The 22,397-nt window shown below is 63.9% G+C and carries 21 protein-coding genes; 13 read left to right on the top strand and 8 right to left on the bottom strand.

The features are described 5' to 3' along the window. The first annotated feature begins 313 nt into the window (after window positions 1-313). From aceE to lpdA, 3 genes are all read left to right on the top strand, one after another. Window positions 314-2,968, top strand: a complete 2,655-nt coding sequence (gene aceE / locus LT988_RS22730) for a pyruvate dehydrogenase (acetyl-transferring), homodimeric type (RefSeq protein ID WP_232407786.1) — start codon at window positions 314-316, stop codon at window positions 2,966-2,968. Window positions 2,969-3,177: 209 nt separating this feature from the next. After that, window positions 3,178-4,920: a dihydrolipoyllysine-residue acetyltransferase gene (gene aceF / locus LT988_RS22725; protein ID WP_232407785.1), complete on the top strand. Its 1,743-nt coding sequence runs from the start codon at window positions 3,178-3,180 to the stop codon at window positions 4,918-4,920. Between the two features lie 211 nt (window positions 4,921-5,131). After that, the gene (gene lpdA / locus LT988_RS22720) at window positions 5,132-6,859 is read left to right on the top strand and encodes a dihydrolipoyl dehydrogenase (RefSeq protein WP_232407784.1); all 1,728 of its coding nucleotides are present in this window, start codon (window positions 5,132-5,134) and stop codon (window positions 6,857-6,859) included. 111 nt (window positions 6,860-6,970) lie between these two features. Here the strand turns inward: lpdA and LT988_RS22715 are convergent, their stop codons facing one another. The 3 genes from LT988_RS22715 to LT988_RS22705 all read right to left on the bottom strand — a co-directional run bounded on the left by LT988_RS22715 (window position 6,971) and on the right by LT988_RS22705 (window position 8,670). Then, entirely contained in the window at window positions 6,971-7,252 is a 282-nt protein-coding gene (locus LT988_RS22715; protein ID WP_232407783.1) for a BPTI/Kunitz domain-containing protein, read from the bottom strand. Continuing rightward, window positions 7,249-7,752 (bottom strand): hypothetical protein, encoded by a 504-nt coding sequence (locus tag LT988_RS22710; protein WP_232407782.1) that lies wholly within the window; start codon window positions 7,750-7,752, stop codon window positions 7,249-7,251. Before LT988_RS22710 ends, LT988_RS22715 begins: the two co-directional genes overlap by 4 nt. A gap of 498 nt (window positions 7,753-8,250) precedes the next feature. After that, on the bottom strand, window positions 8,251-8,670 hold the full coding sequence (locus LT988_RS22705) for a rubrerythrin family protein (RefSeq protein ID WP_232407781.1): 420 nt from the start codon (window positions 8,668-8,670) through the stop codon (window positions 8,251-8,253). Window positions 8,671-8,881: 211 nt separating this feature from the next. Here LT988_RS22705 and cpdA point away from each other — a divergent pair, with 211 nt between their 5' ends. After that, window positions 8,882-9,748 carry a 3',5'-cyclic-AMP phosphodiesterase gene (cpdA, locus tag LT988_RS22700; RefSeq protein ID WP_232407779.1) on the top strand — a complete coding sequence of 289 codons (867 nt, stop codon included), beginning with the start codon at window positions 8,882-8,884 and terminating at the stop codon, window positions 9,746-9,748. A gap of 42 nt (window positions 9,749-9,790) precedes the next feature. On the opposite strand, the gene LT988_RS22695 is transcribed toward cpdA, so the two are convergent. Both LT988_RS22695 and LT988_RS22690 read right to left on the bottom strand, forming a co-directional pair. Then, a complete protein-coding gene (locus LT988_RS22695; RefSeq protein ID WP_232407777.1) occupies window positions 9,791-10,081 on the bottom strand; it encodes an acylphosphatase in 291 nt (96 codons plus the stop codon). Window positions 10,082-10,139: 58 nt separating this feature from the next. Continuing rightward, a complete protein-coding gene (locus LT988_RS22690) occupies window positions 10,140-10,697 on the bottom strand; it encodes a thioredoxin family protein (RefSeq protein ID WP_232407776.1) in 558 nt (185 codons plus the stop codon). A 260-nt stretch (window positions 10,698-10,957) separates the two neighbouring features. Here LT988_RS22690 and wrbA point away from each other — a divergent pair, with 260 nt between their 5' ends. After that, window positions 10,958-11,557 (top strand): NAD(P)H:quinone oxidoreductase, encoded by a 600-nt coding sequence (wrbA, locus tag LT988_RS22685; protein ID WP_232407775.1) that lies wholly within the window; start codon window positions 10,958-10,960, stop codon window positions 11,555-11,557. Window positions 11,558-11,591: 34 nt separating this feature from the next. Further along, entirely contained in the window at window positions 11,592-12,296 is a 705-nt protein-coding gene (gene hda, locus LT988_RS22680) for a DnaA regulatory inactivator Hda (protein ID WP_232407774.1), read from the top strand. Between the two features lie 128 nt (window positions 12,297-12,424). On the opposite strand, the gene LT988_RS22675 is transcribed toward hda, so the two are convergent. Beyond that, window positions 12,425-12,883, bottom strand: coding sequence for a hypothetical protein (locus LT988_RS22675; protein ID WP_232407773.1), 459 nt, complete (start codon window positions 12,881-12,883; stop codon window positions 12,425-12,427). Here LT988_RS22675 and LT988_RS22670 point away from each other — a divergent pair. The 7 genes from LT988_RS22670 (at window position 12,882) to LT988_RS22640 (ending at window position 19,266) form a co-directional block, all read left to right on the top strand. Continuing rightward, window positions 12,882-13,034 (top strand): hypothetical protein, encoded by a 153-nt coding sequence (locus LT988_RS22670; protein WP_232407772.1) that lies wholly within the window; start codon window positions 12,882-12,884, stop codon window positions 13,032-13,034. The genes LT988_RS22675 and LT988_RS22670 overlap by 2 nt on opposite strands. Before the next feature lie 490 nt (window positions 13,035-13,524). Beyond that, complete coding sequence (gene eat, locus LT988_RS22665) at window positions 13,525-14,979, top strand: ethanolamine permease (protein ID WP_232407771.1); 1,455 nt, start codon at window positions 13,525-13,527, stop codon at window positions 14,977-14,979. Between the two features lie 16 nt (window positions 14,980-14,995). After that, a complete protein-coding gene (locus tag LT988_RS22660) occupies window positions 14,996-16,387 on the top strand; it encodes an ethanolamine ammonia-lyase subunit EutB (RefSeq protein WP_232407770.1) in 1,392 nt (463 codons plus the stop codon). A gap of 8 nt (window positions 16,388-16,395) precedes the next feature. Further along, window positions 16,396-17,217 carry an ethanolamine ammonia-lyase subunit EutC gene (gene eutC, locus LT988_RS22655; protein WP_232407769.1) on the top strand — a complete coding sequence of 274 codons (822 nt, stop codon included), beginning with the start codon at window positions 16,396-16,398 and terminating at the stop codon, window positions 17,215-17,217. A gap of 64 nt (window positions 17,218-17,281) precedes the next feature. Next, on the top strand, window positions 17,282-18,148 hold the full coding sequence (locus tag LT988_RS22650) for an alpha/beta hydrolase (RefSeq protein WP_232407768.1): 867 nt from the start codon (window positions 17,282-17,284) through the stop codon (window positions 18,146-18,148). 63 nt (window positions 18,149-18,211) lie between these two features. After that, a complete protein-coding gene (locus LT988_RS22645; protein WP_232407767.1) occupies window positions 18,212-18,739 on the top strand; it encodes an MOSC domain-containing protein in 528 nt (175 codons plus the stop codon). After that, complete coding sequence (locus tag LT988_RS22640; RefSeq protein WP_232407766.1) at window positions 18,736-19,266, top strand: TRIC cation channel family protein; 531 nt, start codon at window positions 18,736-18,738, stop codon at window positions 19,264-19,266. The genes LT988_RS22645 and LT988_RS22640 overlap by 4 nt, the downstream gene beginning before the upstream one ends. Before the next feature lie 380 nt (window positions 19,267-19,646). Here LT988_RS22640 and LT988_RS22635 read toward each other — a convergent pair whose 3' ends face one another. After that, on the bottom strand, window positions 19,647-20,786 hold the full coding sequence (locus LT988_RS22635; protein ID WP_232407765.1) for a glucose-6-phosphate dehydrogenase assembly protein OpcA: 1,140 nt from the start codon (window positions 20,784-20,786) through the stop codon (window positions 19,647-19,649). Between the two features lie 16 nt (window positions 20,787-20,802). Then, window positions 20,803-22,350 carry a glucose-6-phosphate dehydrogenase gene (gene zwf, locus LT988_RS22630; protein ID WP_232407764.1) on the bottom strand — a complete coding sequence of 516 codons (1,548 nt, stop codon included), beginning with the start codon at window positions 22,348-22,350 and terminating at the stop codon, window positions 20,803-20,805. Between the last annotated feature and the right edge of the window lie 47 nt (window positions 22,351-22,397).

The raw sequence follows: 22,397 nt of genomic DNA, 5'->3' as shown, positions 1-22,397 counted from the left end.
CGAGCGCCGACGACCCTTCACACGGCCAGCAGGCGCCGCAGGTCCAGGGCGAGCCCGACGGGGTTTCCACACGAACCGGATCCAGTACGAGACAGTCGTGCGGTTTTACACCGGCGCCCCGGCGCTTTGCGGCGCGCTCACCGAAAGGCCGGCGGCTGATCGCTGGAGGCTGGAGACTGAAGGCTGAAAGCTGGAGGCTGCCTCCGTCCCGACGTGCATTGACCACCTACATTCTTAGCATTGCAGACTCGGAGCGCTGGTATAATCCGCGCTTTGCCCGTGCCGACCGCTTCGACCGCTTCCGGGAAACATCATGACCAACAAGCCCGATATCGATCCCCAAGAGACACAGGAATGGCTCGATTCGCTCGATGCCGTGCTCGAGAACGAAGGCGTCGAGCGCGCCCATTTTTTGCTTGAGCGACTGATCGACAAGGCGCGCCGCTCGGGGGCTTATCTCCCGTTCACCGCCAACACCGCCTACGTGAACACCATTCCGGTGCAGCAGCAGGAACGCTTCCCCGGCGATCGCGCGATGGAGCGGCGCATTCGCTCCTTCGTGCGCTGGAACGCGATGGCGATGGTGGTTCAAGCGAATCGGCTCTCGACCGAGCTCGGCGGCCATATTTCGAGCTTCGCCTCCTCGGCCACCCTCGTCGACGTAGGCTACAACCACTTCTTCCGTGCGCGCGACAAGGATCACGGCGGTGATCTCATCTTCTTCCAGGGCCATGCGGCGCCCGGCATCTATGCACGCGCGTTTCTGGAGGGACGCATCAGCGAGGAGCAGCTCTACAACTTCCGCCAGGAGGTCGACGGCAACGGCCTGTCCTCGTATCCGCACCCTTGGTTGATGCCCAACTTCTGGCAGTTCCCGACCGTCTCGATGGGGTTGGGTCCGCTGATGGCCATCTATCAGGCGCGCTTCATGCGCTATCTGAACGATCGCGGGTTGGTCAACACGAGCGAGCGTAAGGTCTGGGCCTTCCTTGGCGACGGCGAGATGGACGAACCCGAATCGCTGGGCGCCATCTCTCTTGCGGCGCGCGAGCGTCTCGACAACCTGGTGTTCGTGGTCAACTGTAACCTGCAACGTCTTGACGGCCCGGTGCGCGGCAACGGCAAGATCATCCAGGAGCTGGAGGCGGTCTTCCGCGGCGCCGGCTGGAACGTCGTCAAGGTCGTCTGGGGTAGTTACTGGGACCCCTTGCTCGCGCGCGACAAGCAGGGTTTGCTCCTGAAGCGCATGGAAGAATGTGTCGACGGCGACTACCAGGCCTACAAGGCCAAGGGCGGCGCCTATACCCGCGAGCATTTCTTCGGGAAGTACCCAGAGCTCAAGGAGATGGTCGCCAACATGACCGACGAGGACATTTGGCGCCTGAACCGCGGCGGTCATGACCCGGCCAAGGTCTACGCGGCCTACGACGCAGCCATGCGCATGAACGGCAAGCCGACGGTCATCCTGGCCAAGACGGTCAAGGGTTACGGCATGGGTGTGGCCGGCGAGGGAATGAACATCACCCACTCACAGAAGAAGATGGGTGAAACGCACCTCAAGGCCTTCCGTGATCGCTTCAATATTCCGATCTCGGACGACCAGATCGGCGCCGCGCCCTTCTACAAGCCACCTCAGGACAGCCCCGAGATGCAATATATGCACGAGGCCCGAGAGCGGCTCGGCGGCTTCCTGCCGGCGCGTCGCGACGAGGCCGCCGTGCTGCCGATCCCCGAGCTGGATGCCTTCAAGCCGCTCCTGGAAGGCAGCGGCGACAAGGAGATGTCGACCACCATGGCGCTGGTGCGCATCCTCACCATCCTGGTACGCGACAAGGCGATCGGCAAGTACCTGGTCCCCATTGTTCCGGACGAGGCACGCACCTTCGGCATGGAGGGCATGTTCCGACAGCTCGGCATCTACTCCTCGATCGGACAGCTCTACGAGCCGGTCGATGCCGATCAGGTCATGTACTACCGGGAGGACAAGAAGGGTCAGATCCTGCAGGAAGGCATCAACGAGGCGGGAGCCATGTCGTCCTGGATCGCCGCGGCCACCGCCTACGCGAACCACGGTCAGAGCATGATCCCCTTCTATATCTACTACTCGATGTTCGGATTCCAGCGCATCGGGGATCTCGCCTGGGCGGCGGGCGACATGCAGGCGCGCGGCTTCCTCATCGGCGGCACCGCCGGACGCACCACGCTCGCCGGCGAGGGTTTGCAGCATCAGGACGGCCACAGCATGGTGGTCGCCGCGACCATCCCGAACTGTGTCGCTTACGATCCGGCTTACGCTTACGAGCTCGCCGTCATCGTCCAGGATGGCTTGCGCCGCATGTATCGGGAGAAGGAAAACGTCTTCTACTACGTCACGGCGATGAACGAGAATTACGTTCAGCCGGCGCTGCCCGAGGGCGCCGAGGCCGGGATCCTCAAGGGCATGTATCGGGTTCATCAGGGCGAGGAGCATACCCACCGGGTCCAGTTGCTCGGCGCCGGGACCATCCTGCGGGAGGTCTTGGCCGCGGCCGAGCTGCTCGCCAAGGACTTCAACGTCGGCGCCGATGTCTGGAGCGTCACCAGCTTCAACGAGCTGCGGCGCGAGGGCATCGATGTGGAGCGCTGGAACATGCTCCACTCCGACCAGCCCCAACGAACCACGTATGTCGAGGAGCAGCTGGCCGGGACCCAGGGTCCGATCATTGCCGCCACCGACTATATCCGAACCTACGCCGATCAGATCCGCCCCTACATCCCGCGCCATTACCTGGTGCTCGGGACCGACGGCTTCGGGCGGAGCGATATGCGCAGCCAGCTCCGAAAATTCTTCGAGGTGAATCGTTACTACATCGTCGTCGCCGCACTCAAGGCATTGGCGGACGAGGGCGAGATCCCGACCGCGACGGTCTCCGAGGCCATTCGGAAATACCGTATCGACCCGGAAAAACCCAACCCGGTGACGATCTGAACCGCGCTAAACCGCGTCCGGCATGACACGCGTTGCTTCGGTGAACCTACCGACATACAAGGTTCTACGAAGCGCTCGGCCGACGCGGTTTAGGACATCTAAAATCTATGGCTAAACCGCGTCCGGGCCGAACCGCCCGGCTCAGCCAGGGCCGCCCACCACAGGGATCCGTGGTGATCGCCCCGGACGCGGTTTAGGGAGGACAGAGCGTGGCAACCGTCGAAGATATTCTGCTGCCGGACATCGGGGACTTCTCGGACGTCGAGGTGATCGAGATCCTCGTCGCGCCAGGCGACCGGATCGAGGCCGAGCAATCGATCCTCAGCCTGGAAAGCGACAAGGCGACCATCGAGATCCCCTCGCCCCTGGCGGGGGTGATCAAAGCGTTGAAGGTCAAGATCGGAGACCGGGTCAGTCAGGGGGATCCCCTGATGAGCGTCGAGACAGATGGTACCGGCTCGGAGGAGGCGGCACCCGAAGAGAACGCAGCCGGCGAAACGCGGTCTGCGCAAGCCGGGTCGGGCGAGCCGCTCGCCGCCCCCCTGACGTCTCGCGCGGCCTCCCCGGCTCCTGCGTCGCCGCCGCTACCGAAGTCGACTGCTCGGCATGGGCCGAGCAGCGGCGAGACCATCTCCGTGGTCCTGCCCGATATCGGCGATTTTTCCGACATCCCGGTCGTCGAGGTCCTGATCGCTCCGGGAGATCGCATCGAGGTCGACCAGTCGCTCCTCACGCTCGAGAGCGACAAGGCCACGATGGAAATCCCTTCTCCAAACGCAGGTATCGTCGAGGAGCTGGCCGTCAAGGTCGGAGATACCCTCAACCAGGGCGATCTCATCCTCACGCTTCGCACCGACGGCGAGATCGACAGCGGCGAGCCGATCGCAACGGCCTCGCCGATGGCTGCGAACACGGCCGAAGAGCTCGAAGCACCGCCGGGGCCGTCATCGAACGCGAAGCGCGCACCCGGTGAATCCGAGCGCCGACCCGCGCCGGTGCTGCCACGCCCCGAGGACATGGCAGCCATCGCCAAAGGCCGCAAGGCCCATGCGAGCCCCACAGTGAGACGGTTCGCTCGCGAGCTCGGCGTCGACCTGAAATTCGTCAAGGGGTCAGGGCCGAAGGGTCGCGTGCTCAAGGACGACGTCCAGGGCTTCGTCAAGCACGCGCTCGCGCAAGGTGCTCCGAGCGGGCCCGCCGGCGGCGCCCTGCCCTTCGCCTTGCCCGCCGCGCCCGAGATTGATTTCGCCAAGTTCGGCCCGGTCGAGGTCACCGAACTGTCGCGCATCAAGAAGCTCAGCGGTCGACATCTGCACCGCTGCTGGCTTTCCGTGCCGCACGTCACGCAATTCGACGAGGCAGACATCACCTCCCTCGAGGACTTCCGCAAGGCGCAAAAGGCTCAGGCCACCGAAAAGGGCATCAAGCTGACCTTTGTTCCCTTCCTCCTCAAGGCGGTCGCGACGGCCCTGAACCGGATGCCCGTCCTCAAGGCCTCGCTGACAACGGACGGCGAGGGTCTGGTGCTCAAGCACTTCACCCATATCGGTGTGGCGGTCGATACGCCGCAGGGCCTGGTCGTCCCGGTCGTGCGCGATGTCGACAAGAAAGGCATCTATGCCCTGGCCGCGGAGCTCTCCGATCTCGGCGACAAGGCGCGCAACGGCAAGCTGCTGCCGGGCGACATGCAAGGCGGGTGTTTCTCCATTTCCAGCCTCGGCGGTATCGGCGGGACCGCCTTCACGCCGATCGTGAACGCGCCCGAGGTCGCCATCCTCGGGGTCTCGCGCGCGACGACCAAGCCGGTGTGGAACGGCCAGAGCTTCGAGCCGCGCCTGATGCTCCCGCTGTCCCTGTCCTACGATCACCGTGTCGTCGACGGGGCCGACGGGGCGCGCTTCACCAGCCTGCTCGGGGAGCTGCTCGGAGATCTTCGTCAGCTCCTGCTGTGAGGCCGGCTCGTGGAGGCGGGGCATGTTTGCCTGTGCCTCGCCTCGGCTCCCGCGGTCGATACCCGGGGCCCACGCACGTGCGCGACGCCCGAACGCAATGCAGTGAATAGGGTCGAGGGTTTCGCCTCGCGACACGCTTTCGTCTAGGATTGGGCGCTATCGAGCCATCATCATCGCGCGGCCGTTGCGGCCCCAAGAGAAGAATCACACCATGAACGACAAGAGCGGCGACATCATCGAGGTCAAGGTACCGGACATCGGAGACTTCGAGGACGTGGAGGTCATCGAGGTCTTGGTCTCCCCGGGTGACCCTGTGATCGAAGAGGCGTCGCTGATCACCCTCGAAAGCGACAAGGCGAGCATGGAGATCCCGGCGCCGCGTGCCGGGATCGTGCGCACGGTCGAGGTCGCGGTGGGCGATCGAATCTCGGAAGGCACACTCATCGTGACGCTCGAGGTCAAGGAGGTACAGGCTGCGGGCGCCTCCGAACCGGTGAAAGCGTCCGCGAACACGGCTGCCGCCGCGTCGCAGGAGATCGTCACGGAGGTCGTGGTCCTCGGCGCCGGCCCCGGAGGTTACACCGCCGCCTTTCGCGCCGCCGACCTCGGCAAGAAGGTCGTGCTGATCGAACGCTACCACACACTCGGCGGCGTCTGTCTGAACGTCGGCTGTATTCCCTCGAAGGCGCTGCTGCACACCGCCGCCATCCTCGAAGAGGTCAAGACCCTGGGCACCATGGGCGTGACCTTCGGTGCGCCCGAGATCGACCTCGAAAAGATGCGCACGGGCAAGGAGCAGGTGGTCGCCAAGCTCACCGGCGGTCTCGCGACCATGGCGAAGCAACGTCGAGTCGACGTGATCCAGGGCACCGGTCGGTTCGAAGCACCCAACCGGATCGCCGTGGCCCAACCCGGTGGTCCGGTCCGGATCCTGTTCGACCACTGCATCATCGCGTGCGGCTCGGCGCCCATGAAGATCCCTGGGTTTCCGCATGACGACCCGCGTGTCATGGACTCCACCGACGCGCTCGAGATCGCAGACATTCCCGAGCGCCTCCTCATCGTCGGCGGCGGCATCATCGGACTCGAGATGGCAAGCGTCTACAGTGCACTCGGCTCGACCGTCGAGGTCGTCGAGATGAAGGATCAGTTGATGCCCGGTGCGGACATCGACCTCGTGCGCGCGCTCGAAAAGGTCATCAAGAAGCGCTACAGCACCATCCGACTCGAAACGAAGGTCGCGCAGATGAGCGCCACGGCCGAAGGCATCAAGGTTGTGTTCGAGGGCAAAAAACCGGGCGAGGAGGTCTACGACAAGGTACTGGTCGCCATCGGCCGACGCCCGAACGGGAAGCTCGTCAACGCCGAGGCGGCGGGGGTGAAGGTCGATCAGCACGGGTTCATCAAGGTCGATGCCCACATGCGCACGAACGTGCCGAACATCTTCGCCATCGGCGACGTGGTCGGCGGGCCGATGCTCGCCCACAAGGCGACCCACGAAGCCAAGGTCGCGGCCGAGGTCATCGCCGGGATGCCGGCCCTCTTCGATCCCATGACCATCCCCTCGGTCGCCTACACCGACCCCGAGGTCGCCTGGATGGGCCTCACAGAAACCGATGCCAAGGCCAATGGCATCGCCTATGAGAAAGGCGTCTTCCCTTGGGCCGCAAGCGGCCGCGCACTCGGCATCCATCGCGACGAGGGTCTGACCAAGCTGCTCTTCGATCCGGAGACCAAGCGCATCCTGGGCGCAGGCATCGTCGGCCCGAACGCCGGCGAGCTGATCGGCGAGGCTGTTCTGGCGCTTGAGATGGGCGCGGACATGGAAGACATCGGCCTGACCATTCATCCGCATCCGACCCTGAACGAAACCATCGGGCTCGCCGCCGAGATGGCGCACGGGTCGATCACGGATCTGCTGCCGCCGAAGAGGCGCTGACTGTCGGCGACTTATCGTCGCCTCGCGGGGAAGCGATGCCGGAGATTGCCTAAGAGCCGATCACCGATGACGGATAACCGATGTCGCCTTTCACGTGACCGGCCCCGAGGATCACCGCTTTGCCCCGCAGAAGTCCAAACAGTGCTTCAGGGTGGGAAACGGCACCCGACCCGCGCAACCGCCGTAGGTGAATGCCTTGCAGCGATCGTCTCGATAATCGTAATAGAACCCGCGTTGATTGGAGCGGCAGGGGCCGGGGTCGGGTTTGACGAGACAGGCGACGGGAAGCTCCTCGCGTGCGCCTCCCGAGGAAGCACCGCCACATCCCGATAGACTCGCCATGAGGATCACGAGCACCGGAACGCGCAACCGGACGAGCCGCTCGGCCCTCATCGAGGCCGGATCCGCGCCGTCCCACGGATCTCCGCACCCGTCGGCGCCTGTTTCCACCAATCGCGATGTCGAAAGTCGTTTCCGTCCTTGGCCATCACCTGGACGGAGCCCCCTCGACGAAATCCCCAGCCCTTGACTCTCGGGCCATGCATAAAGAGCGTCCAAGCCGGGACGCCCGCACGCAAAACCACCCGGTGATAGTCCGAGCCGCGCAGCCTGTTGAATCTTCCCGGAGCGCAGAAGCGCGCCCGGATGTGCTCCGGGTCCCCGTCGAGTGCGCGGATCTCGTCATAGCCGCCCGAGAGCACCAAGCTCACGGCGTGTCGCCAGGGGTGGTCGTGAAGCCCGCGGTCCGGATCCGAATCGACGAAGCGGTGCAGATACAGATGCCAGCCGAAGGCGCCGAGGAGGTAGTAGCGTTCGAGGTAGGGCTCGCCCTGCTCGCCTTCGATGAGACGACAGGGTCGCCGAGCGCTGATCCATTCAAGCAATCGTTCCATCGTGTCCTTTAAGCCGCATCGGGTGCAATCGTCACTCGTCTCACGCTGACTCCGCGTCGCAATCATTCACAGGCGTCTCAGCTGACGCGGTCTTCTAAAGAATGGAAAAAGCTCGAGGTGGGTCGAGCCACCTCATGCGGATCTGGCCTGTTGCTACTGGGGCGTCGTTGGTGGACGCCGGTAAAACGCGGCCTGGAGCGCTGAAGGGCACGGCGCGATTATACGCGTGCGCGGCTGCGCCGCACGAGGTGACGAAGCAGACAAGGGATCCGAGGCGGTCTCGGTAATCGTGAAGTTGATTCCCGAGCGTCGACATCCGGACGACGCCGCAGCTCAAAACAAGAAGGGGCGACTCACGTCGCCCCGACATGCGGTTCGCGCTCCCTACAAAGGTCGGGGGAAGCGCTCTTTCTCTAAGCCGCGCCCGACGCCGCGGTACTTGGCGCCGAGCATGGACATCATGCCGCCGAGCCGATCTGGTTGCTCGGGGGACTCGGTTTAGGCGTCGAGGTTATCGAGTGCCTTCTGGAAGCGGTTGGCGTGCGAGCGCTCGGCCTTGGCCAGCGTCTCGAACCAATCCGCGACCTCGTCGAAACCTTCGTCACGCGCGGTCTTTGCCATGCCGGGATACATGTCGGTGTATTCGTGGGTCTCGCCCGCGATGGCCGCACGCAGATTGTCGCCGGTCGGGCCGATCGGCAAGCCGGTGGCCGGATCCCCGACCGCTTCGAGATATTCGAGGTGGCCGTGCGCATGGCCTGTCTCGCCTTCGGCGGTAGAACGGAAGACCGCCGCGACGTCGTTGTAGCCCTCGACATCGGCCTTGGCGGCGAAGTAGAGGTAGCGGCGATTGGCCTGAGACTCGCCTGCGAAGGCTTCCTTCAAACTCGCTTCGGTCTTGCTGCCCTTGAGCTCCATGTCGATCTCCTCACGATGGAAAGAACGGGGTTGGCTGAACCTACACAAAAACCTTAGTCACCTCGACGCCATTTCAGAAATTGTTTGTTCCAATGACCTCGATCGTCTGTTTTTATGGGCGACGGCGCTCTTCGACAAGTCTGTGAACTGGTTCGGTAACGCGCTCATGCGCAACTGCTATACCCTAAATCTGATCACCAAGGAGCAGATTATGCCAGCGTCCATCGGCTCACGGACACTCGACCTCGCCCCATCACCCGTGGCGGGTGGAACACGCCCGGAGCAGACCGTGCAACGGCGTACGCTTCTGCAGTTGACCGATCCGCATCTGTTCGCCCAACCCGACGGGCAGCTGCTCGGGGTGACCACGCGGCGCAGCTTCGAGGCGGTGTTGGAGCTCGCCCTCTCGCATTCCCCACCAGCCGATGCCTTAGTGCTCACGGGCGATCTTGTCCACGACGAGTCGCGCGAAGGGTATCGCTCGCTCCGTCGTCTGCTCGATCGCACCGACTTACCCTACTACTGCATTCCCGGCAACCACGACTCTCGTCCTCTGATGGAAGAGCTGCTCGGACCTGCAGCAGTCGAGCCGGTTGCCGTGCGTAAGCTCGCCGACTGGAATCTCGTCTTTCTCGACTCGACCGAGCCGGGCTTGGAAGGCGGGCGGATCGGCAGGGCTCGACTCGCCGCGCTTGACGAAGTCCTCGCGCCGGACCCCTCACCCACCGTCATCTTTCTACATCAGCATCCGATCCCTGTCCGAAGCGACTGGATGGACGAGCTCTCGGTCGAGGACGGAGAAGAGCTGATCGCGATCTGCGATCGACACCCTCAGGTCAGGGCCGTCGTGTGCGGTCATATCCACCAGGAATTCGCACGGCGTATCGACGGGTATAGTGTTCTGGGAACTCCATCGACCTGCGTTCAGTTCGAGCCGCGCCGGTCCCAATTCGCAATCGATACCCAAGCGCCGGGGTACCGAGAGCTCGCACTACTTGCCGACGGCGCACTCGAGACGCGTGTGGTGCGTCTCGACGGCTACCCGGAGCGTGCCAATCGGACGGCAGGCGGTTATTGACGCGCGCGACGCCTGTCACGCATCGACCTTAGAAATCGCCCGTCAATCGATTGCGAAGCTCGGATACTGCTGAAAGTCCAAAGGCTCGCAAGCAACCCCGGTCACCGCAGCACCCGGCGGCCCCGTGCGCAACCAGTCGCGCAGATGGCCGACCGCATTCGCCTCCCCGCAAACCAGCAACTCCACGCGCCCATCGGGGAGATTGCGCGCATACCCGGTCACACCCAGCCGCATCGCCTGCTCGCGGGCCGACGCACGGAAGAACACGCCCTGCACCCGCCCGCCGACGAGGCAGCGGTAGCAGATGTGTTGCTCGCTTTGACGCTCGTCCATTCTCTGCTCCTCGGATCGGGTCCTGTGCACTGCACGAACGGTGGCTTGGATTGCAGGCTTACTCGGCGGCGGCTTGGCGCTCGCGCTTGTAGGCCGGGAAGGTGATGTCTTTATAGCGTTCCTGAACGACATACTCCCCGAGCCACATGAACTCGGTCGCATCACCCGTGGCTCCGGTGTACCTGGCCACCAGATTACCGTCGAGGTCGAAGAAGGCGAACACCGGCGTCGCACGGACCCGATGGGTCTTCAACGCAAAATCCTTTTGCGGCATCGCGGTACCCGCGAAATCATGGATCTCGACGTCGCCCTCGATATCCACCGGAAAGATCATGAAATGCTCTTTGAAGTAGTCCTGCACCTCGGGCTGGTTGAGCACTGTGGTCTTCATACGATGGCAGAAGGGACACTCGTCCATCTCGAACATCAGCAGGACGCCCTTCTTGCCCTCGTCTCTCGCCGTCTGGAGCTCCTCGGCAAAATCACCGAAGGTCGAATCGAAGAAGTATTGGGCCGGGTCGCGGGTTGCAGCGCCGACCGAGACCGCGTGCAGAACCAGCAGAATAAACATCAGTCGAAGCTGTAGCCGACGGACACGCGAACGCGTTTGAGTCATTCTTGTCTTGCCTCCTCGCAAGGTTTCCGGCACCGGGCGAACGCGCGCGCGCCGTCGCCTGATTCTCGCCACTTCGGCTCGACAGTTCAATGGCGACGCGTCCCGGCTCCGGCTGCGCGACGGGGATTCGACAAAACATCGGTGTCGATCGGGAACGCGGTTTAGACTAACCCCGGACCCACGTGGTCAACATCACGCCGAGCGCAGATCCGACCCGGAGTCTGCGCATCCGAACCTGCCTTTTCGGAGACCGATCGTTTATGAGCTATATTCTCGTCCTCTATTACAGTCGCTACGGCGCCACCGCCGAGATGGCCCATCATGTCGGACGCGGCGTCGAGGCCGGCGGACTGGAAGCGCGTCTGCGAACCGTTCCTGCCGTTTCGAGCGTCTGCGAAGCGACCGAGGACAGTGTCCCGGCCTCCGGTGCACCTTATGCCGACGACGATGATCTGCGCGGCTGCGCCGGCCTTGCACTCGGGAGCCCCACGCGATTCGGAAATATGGCCGCCCCGATGAAGTATTTTCTCGACGGAACCAGCAGTCTGTGGCTCTCCGGGGCCCTATCCGGAAAGCCCGCCGGGGTCTTTACCTCGACATCCAGTCTGCACGGCGGTCAAGAGGCCACCCTCCTGACGATGATGGTCCCCTTGTTTCACCACGGGATGCTGCTGACCGGGCTCCCCTACACCGAGTCCGACCTGCTTCACACCCGGACCGGCGGCACGCCTTACGGTCCGTCGCATCTCGCCGGACCCGATAGCGCCCTCCCGGTCACGGACGAGGAAAAGCGTCTGTGTGTCGCCCTGGGCCGTCGGCTTGCCGAAACCGCTGCAGCACTCTCGCGTCGCGCCGGCTAAAGCGTAAGTCGCGCATCCTCGAGCAGGCGGAACCTTGACCGAGCATCCCGGACAACTGCATCTGCCGGTCACGCTCATCCGCGAGCCGACGCTCGCGGACTATCGCGCCGGCCCGAACGCGGAGGCGCTCGCCGCGATCGAGGCCCTGGCGTCCGGGGTCGGCGAAGCCTATATTTTCCTGTTCGGAGGCGCATCGACGGGGAAGACCCATCTGCTGCAAGGCGCCTGTCATACCGCGATCCAAAGGGGCCGAACGGCGCAGTACATCCCGCTTTGCGAGACCGGACTGATGCCCTCGATCTTCGACGACTTGGAGAGCCGCGATCTTCTGGCGATCGACGATGTCCAGGCCATGGCGGGCAAGCCGGACTGGGAGGTCGCCTTGTTCGATCTGTTCAATCGGGCACGGGCGCGAGGATGCTCACTCCTGATCGCAGCACGCTCAGCCCCGGATGCTCTGGGACTCGGTCTGGCGGATCTATGCTCGCGCCTTCAATGGGGTCCGCGCTACTGCTTACTGCCGCTGAGCGACGCGGATTGCGAGCGATTGCTCACGGAGATCGCCGCAGAGTTCGGCATGCGGCTGGGACAGGAAACCGCGCGCTACATTATGAATAACTATGCGCGCGATCCCGGCTCACTGGTGGCCCTGATCGAGCGAATCGATGAGGCCAGCCTGCGCGAACAACGCCAACCGAGCATTCCGCTGGTGCGTCGCATCGTGCGCGGCGAGAGCTGAACGGCGATCCACAATCGGTCGATTTCGAGCACACGCATCCGAGCGAAGGAACCCCCCACGTCCGCTCCATGCTGTGGCGACCGACAGCGCGCAGTTGGACCTGGACCTCGTCGAGCGGCTGACTCCCGTTACTCCCCGCAGATCAGACGACCGAACCGCGTCCGGTCGATCGTCGCCCGTTGGATACAGATCCTCCTCAACCGCTCCACGAGCGGGCCTTTCGGATCGAAGATCAGAACCCAAGACGTGGCGGCCATGCTCATTCCCTCGAAGCCATCCTCGCGGCAAGCCGCATACACCTGCTCGTAGAGATCGTCGCAAAAGGCCGGATCGAGGTCTTCGGAGCGATAACCGCATCGGTCGATGACCGCCTGTAGCGCGCCGGTACCGGTTGCGCCCGTGTAGGCGCTCACGTCGCCGAAATCCCGCAGACCGGCGGCCTCGAGGTTCGCGATGACGCGGTCACGGCAGTCATCCCAAGCGGGCGCCGACATGGCGGAAGCGCCCAGAGCGTCATAGCGCACAAGCAGCAAGAAGACACCGGCGGCAAGCAGGCGGTAAAGCCGTGGGCGGGAGACATGAAACATGTTGAGCTCCTGTCCGGACGACGAGGTCAGCGCCCTCTGGCTTGACGATCGCGACGACCAGGGCGCCACTCACGACGAGCCCGGAGATCTCCGTATCGAGGTTGCGCGGCCGGTGTCGGTCCGGTCCTTCACGACGCGCTCGAGGGCATGAGTGTGTTGTCTTCAGTCTATGCCAAGACCGATGGTCCTGCACCGGAGACGCGCTCGCCCGCCCTCGCATTCCGAGAGCAGCCGCTTGCGCTCGGCGGTGTCGATGCCGTCGAGTGGACCGCCCGGCCGACGGATCCGATGGGCGCCCGACGGCCTTCGACGTGCCGCTCCGGCGATCCTCTCGATGCCGACGATGGAGGAGCCGCGCGAGCCGCCAACACGCTTTGGCTCGGATCGTGCGGTGCAAACCCCTGAAACTCGGGCAACCGAGCCTTCATGCCTATGGTTGTTGCTCATGCGCCGCGCCGATGTTGCAGCGCAGCACCGATACGGGGCGTTGGGATCGAGATCGCGCCTCGACTGCATCAAAAGATCGCAGCCGAGGGCAGCTCGCGAGACCAGGAGGGCAGACCGATTCGTCTGTCTGCTTCAAGCCCGAGATGGCACCGATCGCATCCTTTCTATCTTTGTCGCTTAGCGGGGTATCACAGGTGTCGGAAGAAACCGTCGTTCATGTGCATGGGGCCGACTACGAGAAGGTCGACGCGGCCTATTTCCAGCACCGGCAATTGAAGAAGGGCGCGGCAGGATGGGTCCTGCTCGCCGGATTGGGGGTGGCCTATGTCATCTCGGGGGATTTTGCAGGCTGGAATTTCGGGCTGGGTCAGGGCGGCTGGGGCGGCCTGCTGATCGCAACCGTACTGATGGCGACCATGTACACGGCCATGGTCTTCTCGCTGGCCGAGTTATCCTCGATGATCCCGACTGCGGGCGGCGGCTACGGCTTTGCACGCCGCGCCTTCGGGCCGGTCGGCGGCTTCCTGACCGGGACCGCGATCCTCTTGGAATACGCGATCGCGCCGGCGGCGATCGCCGTCTTCATCGGCGCCTACATGGAATCGCTCATCGGCATCGGCGGATGGCCCGTCTATCTGGTCTTCTACCTCGTCTTTGTCGGCATCCATCTCTACGGTGTAGGCGAAGCACTAAAGCTCATCTTCGTAATCACGGCCGTGGCCGCGACGGCTTTGCTGGTCTTCGTGATCGCCATGATTCCGCATTTCAGCGTCGATAACCTGTTCGATATTCCGCCAACCGATGCACTCGGGGCGAGCGCCTTCCTCCCCTTCGGCTACCTCGGCATCTGGGCGGCGATCCCGTTCGCAATCTGGTTCTTCCTCGCCATCGAAGGCGTGCCCTTGGCGGCGGAAGAGACGCAAGACCCCACGAAGAACCTGCCCAAAGGATTGATCGTCGGCATGCTGATCCTGCTCCTGTTCGCGGCACTGATCCTGGTCGTCGGCCCCGGAGGGGCAGGCTCGTCCACACTGATGGCTTCGGGCAATCCCCTGATCGACGCTCTGGAGTCCGAGACGGCTTTCGGCGGGCGCACCTGGGTCAGCGGATTCATCAACCTGGTCGGTCTGGCCGGCCTGATCGCGAGCTTCTTCTCGATTATCTTTGCCTACTCACGACAGGTCTTTGCCTTATCCCGCGCCGGCTATCTGCCGCGCGTCCTGTCGCTCACCGGCTCGCGCAAGACCCCGTGGATCGCGCTCGTCGTCCCGGGAACGCTGGGCTTTGCCTTGTCGCTCACCGGCGAAGGCGACCTGCTGATCCTGATGGCCGTGTTCGGGGCGACCATCTCCTACATCCTCATGACCGCCTCTCACATCGTCCTGCGTCGGCGCGAGCCGGATCTCGCGCGTCCTTACCGCACGCCCGGCGGCACCGTGACCTCGAGCATCGCCTTGGTGCTGGCCTGTGTCGCCTTCGTCGCCGGCTTCCTGGTGAATCCGATGGTCGTGCTTTACGCGGCGATCTTCTATGCCGTCATGGCAGCCTACTTCTTCTTCTACAGCCGGCATCACTTGGTCGCGCAGGCCCCGGAGGAGGAGTTCGAGGCGATCAAACGCGCCGAGGCAGAACTGGCGGGCGTCGCCTAAGATCCGGTAGAACACCATGCCTCACTACAAACAAGCCATCGGAACGACGACCTACCGCTTCGACGGCCTGCGTGAGCTGATGGCCAAGGCGTCGCCCGCACGTTCGGGCGACGCCCTGGCCGGGGTGATCGCGGCCAACGACGCCGAGCGCGTGGCGGCCCAACTGACCCTGTCGGAATTACCCTTGCAGGTCTTCTTGAGCGAATCAGTCGTGCCCTACGAGGACGACGAGGTCACCCGCCTTATCATCGACGATCAGGATAAGACCGCCTTCGCCAAGGTCGCGCATCTGACTGTCGGGGATTTCCGCAACTGGCTCCTGTCGGAGCAAGCCAACACGGCGGCACTCACCGCCTTGTCTCCGGGCCTGACCCCGGAAGTGGTCGCTGCGGTCAGCAAGGTCATGCGGATTCAGGATCTGGTCCTGGTCGCGCGCAAGTGTCGCGTGGTCACGGCCTTTCGCAACACCATCGGGCTGCCGAGACGCATGTCGACGCGCCTGCAGCCGAACCATCCCACCGACGATCCGACCGGGATTGCCGCAGTCATCCTCGACGGGCTCTTGTACGGGAACGGCGATGCGATGATCGGGATCAACCCGGCCGGCGACAATCTAGCCGCGGTCACGACCCTGCTGCGGATGCTCGACGAGATCATCGGGCACTACCGCATTCCCACCCAATCCTGCGTGCTGACGCATGTCACGACCCAGATCCAGGCAATCGAGCAGGGTGCACCACTGGACCTGATGTTCCAATCCATCGCCGGAACCCAGGCCGCGAATGCGAGCTTCGGCGTCACACTGGACCTCTTGATCGAGGCGCGCGACGCGGCCCTGTCGCTCGAGCGCGGGACGGTCGGCAATCAGGTTATGTATTTCGAAACCGGACAGGGCAGCGCCTTGTCCGCCAACGCTCATCACGGAGTCGATCAGCAGACCCTGGAGGCCCGCGCGTACGGACTCGCCCGCAAACTCGATCCTTTCCTGGTCAATACGGTCGTGGGATTCATCGGACCCGAGTACCTCTTCAACGGCAAGCAGATCATCCGCGCCGGTCTCGAAGACCATTTCTGCGGCAAGCTGTTGGGCGTGCCGATGGGCTGCGATGTCTGCTACACCAATCACGCCGAAGCCGATCAGGACGACATGGACGTGCTCCTGACCCTGCTGGGTGTCGCCGGGTGCAACTACATCATGGGCATCCCGGGTTCGGACGACATCATGCTCAACTACCAGACAACCTCGTTTCACGACGCCCTCTATGTCCGGGATGTCCTGGGGCTGAGACCCGCACCAGAGTTCGAGTCGTGGCTCGGGGAAATGGGGATCTTCGACGGAACCAATCGCTTGGCCCTCTCCGAAGCACTGCCGGAACCCTTCCGCCGCGCCCTGGCGCAGCTGCCTTAGGAGCAACCATGTCGCACCCCGAAAGCCCGGTCGTTTCGAACCCTTGGTCATCTCTGCGTCGCTTCACCGATGCACGCATTGCATTGGGACGCGCCGGAGGCAGTCTGCCGACGCAGGCGCATCTGGCGTTTCAGCTCGCCCATGCCCAGGCTCGCGATGCCGTCCATCTGCCTTTGGATGCCGACGGCATCGCGACGCAGCTCGACGCACGCTGCTGGACGAGCCTGCGTCTGCGCAGTGCGGCTGCGAATCGCTTCGAGTACCTGCAGCGTCCCGACTTGGGACGTCGGCTGGACTCAGAGTCGCGTGCCTTACTCGAAGATGTCGCGAGCGCGTCCGGTGCCGAACCGAATGTGGTTTTCGTGATCGCCGATGGTCTCTCGGCGCGTGCGATCCACGAAAACGCCCTGCCCTTCCTCGATCGAATCATCCCGGATCTGCTGGGCGCAGGCTGGCGGGTCGGTCCCATCCCGATCGTCGAGCAGGGTCGGGTCGCGATCGGCGACGAGATCGGCGAGCGGCTGCGGACCGAGATCCTGGTGATCCTGATCGGGGAACGACCGGGCCTGAGCTCGCCGGACAGTCTCGGTGTCTACCTGACCCATGGCCCGCGCGTCGGCAGAACGGATGCGGATCGCAACTGCTTGTCCAATATCCGCTCCGCCGGCCTGAGTCACGAATCGGCATCGTGCAAACTGCGTTACCTGATGGAGGAGGCGCGACGCCGTCGGGTCTCGGGCGTCTCGCTCAAAGAAGGGGCCTCCGGGCCGGAGCATTTGGAAAGGCGAGCCGATGCCATCACTTTCCTCTTGCCGAACACCGCAATCTGAAGACGGCCGGACAAGGTCGAGGGTGCGGGCGCAATCTTCCAAGCCGTCACGGAATTCGACCGACATGCTCGCGACCTTGAGTCTCTTGGCCGTTTTGGCCGCAGCCGCAATCCCTGCGGGCGTGCACTTGGGATTCCGCGCTCCCCGGCTCCGCGAAATCGGCACGCCGGCGGACGCCGGTCTCGACTTCGAGGCCGTTCGCATCCCGACCGTGCGACACCGATCCCTCTTCGGCTGGCTGATTCCGGCAGCGGGCTCGACACGCACCCTTGTCATCTTGCACGGCTGGGGCGGCAACGCCGAGCTGATGTTGCCCATCGCGGCCCCCTTCCGACAGGCCGGCTTCAACGTCTTGCTGTTCGATGCCCGCAATCACGGCGGAAGCGACGCCGATACCTTCTCCTCCTTGCCGCGGTTTGCCGAGGATCTCGGAATGGCCATCGCCTGGCTCAAACGGCATCACCCGCGACGCGCCGACTGTGTCGCCGTGCTCGGTCACTCGGTCGGAGCAGGCGCCGCCCTGTTCGAGGCATCACGCAACCCGGATATCGCGGCAGTGATCAGCGTCGCCGCATTCGCCCACCCCGCACGCGTGACCGAGGCATCGGTGCGTCACCTGCACCTACCCGCGCCGATCGTCTACGGAATCATCCGCTACGTGGAATGGCTGATCGGACACCGCTTCGACGCCATCGCGCCCATGAACACAGTCACCCGCATCCCCTGTCCAGTGTTGCTGGTGCACGGCAGGGCGGATCGCGTGGTTCCTGTAAACGACGCGCGCCTGATCCATGCGCGATCCTCGGGACGCCTTGTGCGCCTGCTGGAAATCGACGGCGCCGACCATGACTCGGTCGATTGCATCGAGGAACATGTCGGCGCGTTGCTGGGGTTTCTCGAGCATCGCTGCGCCGTCGCCGCGCCGGCTTAGGCACGTGCGGAAGCATGCCCACCGGCGACGGGCCTCCATGCTGATCATCACGGGCGGTCGCACATGCGTCCTCATTGGCTAAAAGCGCGGCTTGAGCGACTCCTGCACGGCCTCGCCCTAGGACAGGGTCGAGCGCCCGACGCACACCTCGCAGCGATCTTCGTCGCGAATTCGGCCGGGGCACCGATGCGCGCATGCACGCAGACCCTGGCGATTGTCGATCAAGGACTGGCAGAGGATCGCTACAACTTGGGCCGAGGCTTCTGGCGGCTCACCGACGGCTGTCAGGTCACCATGATCCTAGCCGAGGACCTCCACCGCGCCGAACGACGTCATGGCCTGGTGCTGAGCGACGGCCAGCACCGACGCAACCTGGTCGTGACCGGGTTGGCCGGCGTCGAGCTGAGAAGGCGGCACCTGCGCATCGGAGAGGCGCTCTTCGAGTGGCACCGGACCCGCCCACCATGCGGTTACCTGGATCGCATCTCCGGAACCGGCACGGCCAAGGCGCTCCGCGGTCGAGGCGGGCACTGTCTACGTGTACGCGAGGGCGGTCAGATCCGGGTCGGAGACCAGGTGACGGTCTTGTGACGCCGGCCGGGGAGCCGATTCCGCAGACTCTCTCGCAACTGGAAAACCGGTTGTCACGGCAGCCGCAGGCATGGGGCGAGCGCTTTCCCCGTTTGCTGCTGATCACCGATACCGTCGGGTTGGCGGCGTTCCGCATCATCGGGGCCAAAGTCGCGATCGTCGCCCGGCTGGACTGGCTCTGGATCCCGCTGCTGGCCGCGCTGACTTGCGCCGGTGGCGGGGTCTTGCTTGACGTCGTCACCGGTTGCAAGCCGCGCACCTTCCGCGGCGTCATCTATGAGGAGATCGCGATCCTCGGCGGGCTGTTCCTGTTCTCAATGCCGTATCTGGCGAACCACATGGATGACGTGGAGCGGGCCTATCGTGCTGTCGATCGGGGCGACCTTCGTTCTGGTCTTCAGCCTGCGCATCATCGTCGTACTTCGCGGCTGGAGCGCGCCGCGGCTGCGCCCCGGCGGCGAAGCCTGAGATGCCGGCGACCGGCTTCAGCCGGCAGAGCCCTAAGGATCCTGACACTGCTGTTGTAGCGGGTCATCGGCGCAAACCGGGCGGTCGGACTTGGCCGGCTGGTGTCGATCAACCCCGTTCAGGATCCGAACCGAACGGGTGTGCGAACCAATGCCAGCACCCGACGGCCAATTGTTCCGCGGCTACCGAAGCATCGACGGCGTCTCCTTCGGCGCTGTTTTGGAGAGAAAGTCCTCGGCAACACGCGCTATTGGCGCGCCGTGGATGGTCTTACTGGGGCGTTGGCGCGCACCCGTCAGTTCCGCCCGGACAATCTGCGCCAGGAACCCCTACCGGACGGGGTGCTTGCGTCCGTGGCCGAGCTTCCCGCTTGATGGGGGTCGAACCAGCCCGGATGATGAGCCCAGACGCGTCGATCAGTTGCCCGGAGCGCCAAAGGCTAACCGCGTTCATTTGGTTCCTTCTTCGCCGCTACGGTCTCCCCTTTGACCACCTTCGCCATGGCCTCGGAGAACGCGATCGACTCCGTGAACAGCCGATCACCGGCGCGGTGTGCGAGTTGGGCAGCGACCATCTGTTCGAGCCGCTGCTCCACCGCAGGTGTCGATGAGGGTCTCATCGAATCATCGCTCGGGATGTGGCGGATGTGATGGCCCTCATGGCGATATTCAGCACAGCCGGCCGGCTGAGCGTCGCCGGCTTGCCAGCTGATGCGCATCCAGTCGATATTGGGTGGGCCATCGTCGTGACGTTGCATCGTGATTCGGACCGGACCGTTCGGCGACTCGAACCGCCAGTTCAGTTGGCTGCCCGCCTCCGCAACGCCCTGTTTCGGTTGCCAGCCTAGACGCGAGGCCAACCAGCCGAGCAGCAACCAAGCCAGCGGCAGGGCGTGGGGACCATGATGCAACGCGACGGCGTCGATGCGCTGCAACGCACCGGGCAGCGCGCTTGGGTCCAGACTCTGGGACAGCATCCGCCGCCAGGGTTTGAGCCGGCGCCAGGCTAGATTGAAGATCACGGTGCGATTGTTCTTTGACCACCTCACCATTGCCAGCACGCCACTGGGCGGATCCGCCCAGCCGATGCTGTCGTAGATGATCTGGTTCGCCATGGGCGCGAAGGCATCGAATACCGCACCGGTGAGCGCCGGCGGTCGCGGACTGAGCCACCATAGCGCGCACGGCAGGTCACTGATCAGCAGTGAACGCACGATCGATGCCGCGCGCGCCGCGCTGCCCACGCCGAAGCGCAATTCGATATGCTCGGCGCAAAGCTGCTGGCCATCGCCGGTGCGGCGGCAGTGGGATGTGACCCAGGCCTGCACGCCTTCACCGGCCTGCTCTTCAATGAGAGCCAGCACCAATACCCGCGCCGGGTGATGTTGCACCAGCCGCGGTATCCGATCCGCGGCGTCCAACGCCTGGTCCTCGCCGTCGCAGAAGATCATGACGTTGGACATGGAGGCCCGGGTGACAGTGCCGCCGTCTTTCTGCTGACCGTTGATGGTCGCCCAGATTGCGGTCAGCTCGCGTTCGATCTCGACCGGGTCGATGTAGTCTTCGGCAGAACGATTCATGGCGGTCGACCCGTCGTTAGAGTTGACGCCAAGCGTGACCGTCGGCGTCGATCAGCCGATCGGCCTCGATAGGCCCCCAACTGCCCGCCGGGTATTCCGGCAACCAGCGCTCGCCGCTCGCCTCCCAGGCATCGAGGATGGGCTGGATCCACTGCCAGGACGCCTCGACCGCGTCGTCGCGCATGAACAACGTGGCGTCGCCCGCCATGACATCGAGCAGCAGACGCTCGTAAGCCTCCGGCGACTGGTCACCGAAGGTTGAGCCGTAGCGGAAGTCCATCTTGACCGGGTAGATCTTCACCTTGGGTCCCGGCAGCTTGGAGCCGATACGCAAGGACAAGCCCTCGTCCGGCTGGATGCGAAGCGCCAGCACATTCGGCTCGAGTGGATGATCCGTATCGGTGTTGAACAGCATGTGCGGCACCGCCTTGAACTGCACCGCAACCTCGCTGACACGTTTCGGCATCGCCTTGCCGGTACGGATATAGATCGGCACACCCGCCCAGCGCCAATTGTCGATGAACAAGCGCAGGGCGACAAAGGTCTCGGTGGTCGAATCCGCTTCCACGCCGTTCTCGCGGCGATAACCCGGCGCGTTCTTGCCGTGGAAGAAGCCCGATGAATACTGAGCCCGCACCACGTGCCGTTCGACCTCATCGATACGCATCGGGCGAAGGCATTGCAGCAGGTCCAGTCGGCGGTCGCGGATCACGTCGGCGCGCATACTCCAGGGCGGCTCCATTGCCACCAACGACAACAACTGCAGGATATGGTTCTGTACCATGTCGCGCAGGGCGCCGGCCGTTTCGAAATATCCCGCGCGGGTACCGACCCCCTCCGCCTCGGCCACTGTAATCTGCACATGATCGATGTACTTGGAATTCCACAGTGGTTCGAAGATCGAATTACCAAAACGCATCGCGAGTATGTTTTGGACCGTTTCCTTGCCAAGATAGTGATCAATCCGATACAGCTGATGCTCTGCGAAACATGACTGGAGTGACTGGTTCACGGCGAGCGCGCTGGGCAAATCGCGCCCGATGGGCTTCTCCACAACCAGACGGGTGAAGGGCAGATCCCGGTCTGCCGGCGCTACCAAGCCTCCATCCCGCAGCCCGAAGACGCAGGTATCGATCAAGGATGGCGGGATGGCGAGATAGTAGAGCCGATTGCCGGAGATGCCGAAGCGCGGCTCGATCGCATCGAGACGTGTTTTTAGCGCGGCATAGGCCGAGGCCTCGCCAAACTCGCCTTGCTGGTAGAAGAGATGCTCGGCGAAATCCAGCCAGTCCTCCTCACTCAGCTCGCGCCGCGAAAATCGTTCGATGCCCTCGCGCGCGAAGCCCCGAAACGCGTCATCGCTCATCTCATCGATGGCGAATCCGATCACCGCGAACTGTGTCGGCAACAAGCCGTCCAACGCGAGATTGTAGAGTGCGGGGATCAGCTTGCGTCGGGACAGATCGCCCGCGCCGCCGAAGATCACGATGGTGCAAGCCTGCGGAAACAGCGACTGGTTTCGACCGGACATCAACGGGTTCGAGTCGGCCGGATTCTCGGTCATGGCTGCCTTCCTCTTCACGGATTCGTGTCGATTCCTCTCGCTGAGCA

Source organism: Thiocapsa bogorovii (assembly GCF_021228795.1).
GTDB classification, from domain to species: Bacteria; Pseudomonadota; Gammaproteobacteria; order Chromatiales; family Chromatiaceae; genus Thiocapsa; species Thiocapsa bogorovii.
This window is presented reverse-complemented; position numbering and strand designations above follow the sequence as displayed.

Coding starts and splice junctions, on each gene's coding strand:
- eutC (WP_232407769.1), top strand. CDS start 16,396: ATGTCGCACCCCGAAAGCCCGGTCGTTTCGAACCCTTGGTCATCTCTG.
- LT988_RS22650 (WP_232407768.1), top strand. CDS start 17,282: ATGCTCGCGACCTTGAGTCTCTTGGCCGTTTTGGCCGCAGCCGCAATC.
- LT988_RS22660 (WP_232407770.1), top strand. CDS start 14,996: ATGCCTCACTACAAACAAGCCATCGGAACGACGACCTACCGCTTCGAC.
- LT988_RS22705 (WP_232407781.1), bottom strand. CDS start 8,670: ATGGAGCTCAAGGGCAGCAAGACCGAAGCGAGTTTGAAGGAAGCCTTC.
- wrbA (WP_232407775.1), top strand. CDS start 10,958: ATGAGCTATATTCTCGTCCTCTATTACAGTCGCTACGGCGCCACCGCC.
- LT988_RS22645 (WP_232407767.1), top strand. CDS start 18,212: ATGCGTCCTCATTGGCTAAAAGCGCGGCTTGAGCGACTCCTGCACGGC.
- aceE (WP_232407786.1), top strand. CDS start 314: ATGACCAACAAGCCCGATATCGATCCCCAAGAGACACAGGAATGGCTC.
- LT988_RS22635 (WP_232407765.1), bottom strand. CDS start 20,786: ATGAATCGTTCTGCCGAAGACTACATCGACCCGGTCGAGATCGAACGC.
- LT988_RS22710 (WP_232407782.1), bottom strand. CDS start 7,752: ATGGAACGATTGCTTGAATGGATCAGCGCTCGGCGACCCTGTCGTCTC.
- cpdA (WP_232407779.1), top strand. CDS start 8,882: ATGCCAGCGTCCATCGGCTCACGGACACTCGACCTCGCCCCATCACCC.
- lpdA (WP_232407784.1), top strand. CDS start 5,132: ATGAACGACAAGAGCGGCGACATCATCGAGGTCAAGGTACCGGACATC.
- LT988_RS22695 (WP_232407777.1), bottom strand. CDS start 10,081: ATGGACGAGCGTCAAAGCGAGCAACACATCTGCTACCGCTGCCTCGTC.
- LT988_RS22675 (WP_232407773.1), bottom strand. CDS start 12,883: ATGTTTCATGTCTCCCGCCCACGGCTTTACCGCCTGCTTGCCGCCGGT.
- zwf (WP_232407764.1), bottom strand. CDS start 22,350: ATGACCGAGAATCCGGCCGACTCGAACCCGTTGATGTCCGGTCGAAAC.
- LT988_RS22670 (WP_232407772.1), top strand. CDS start 12,882: ATGTTGAGCTCCTGTCCGGACGACGAGGTCAGCGCCCTCTGGCTTGAC.
- LT988_RS22715 (WP_232407783.1), bottom strand. CDS start 7,252: ATGAGGGCCGAGCGGCTCGTCCGGTTGCGCGTTCCGGTGCTCGTGATC.
- LT988_RS22690 (WP_232407776.1), bottom strand. CDS start 10,697: ATGACTCAAACGCGTTCGCGTGTCCGTCGGCTACAGCTTCGACTGATG.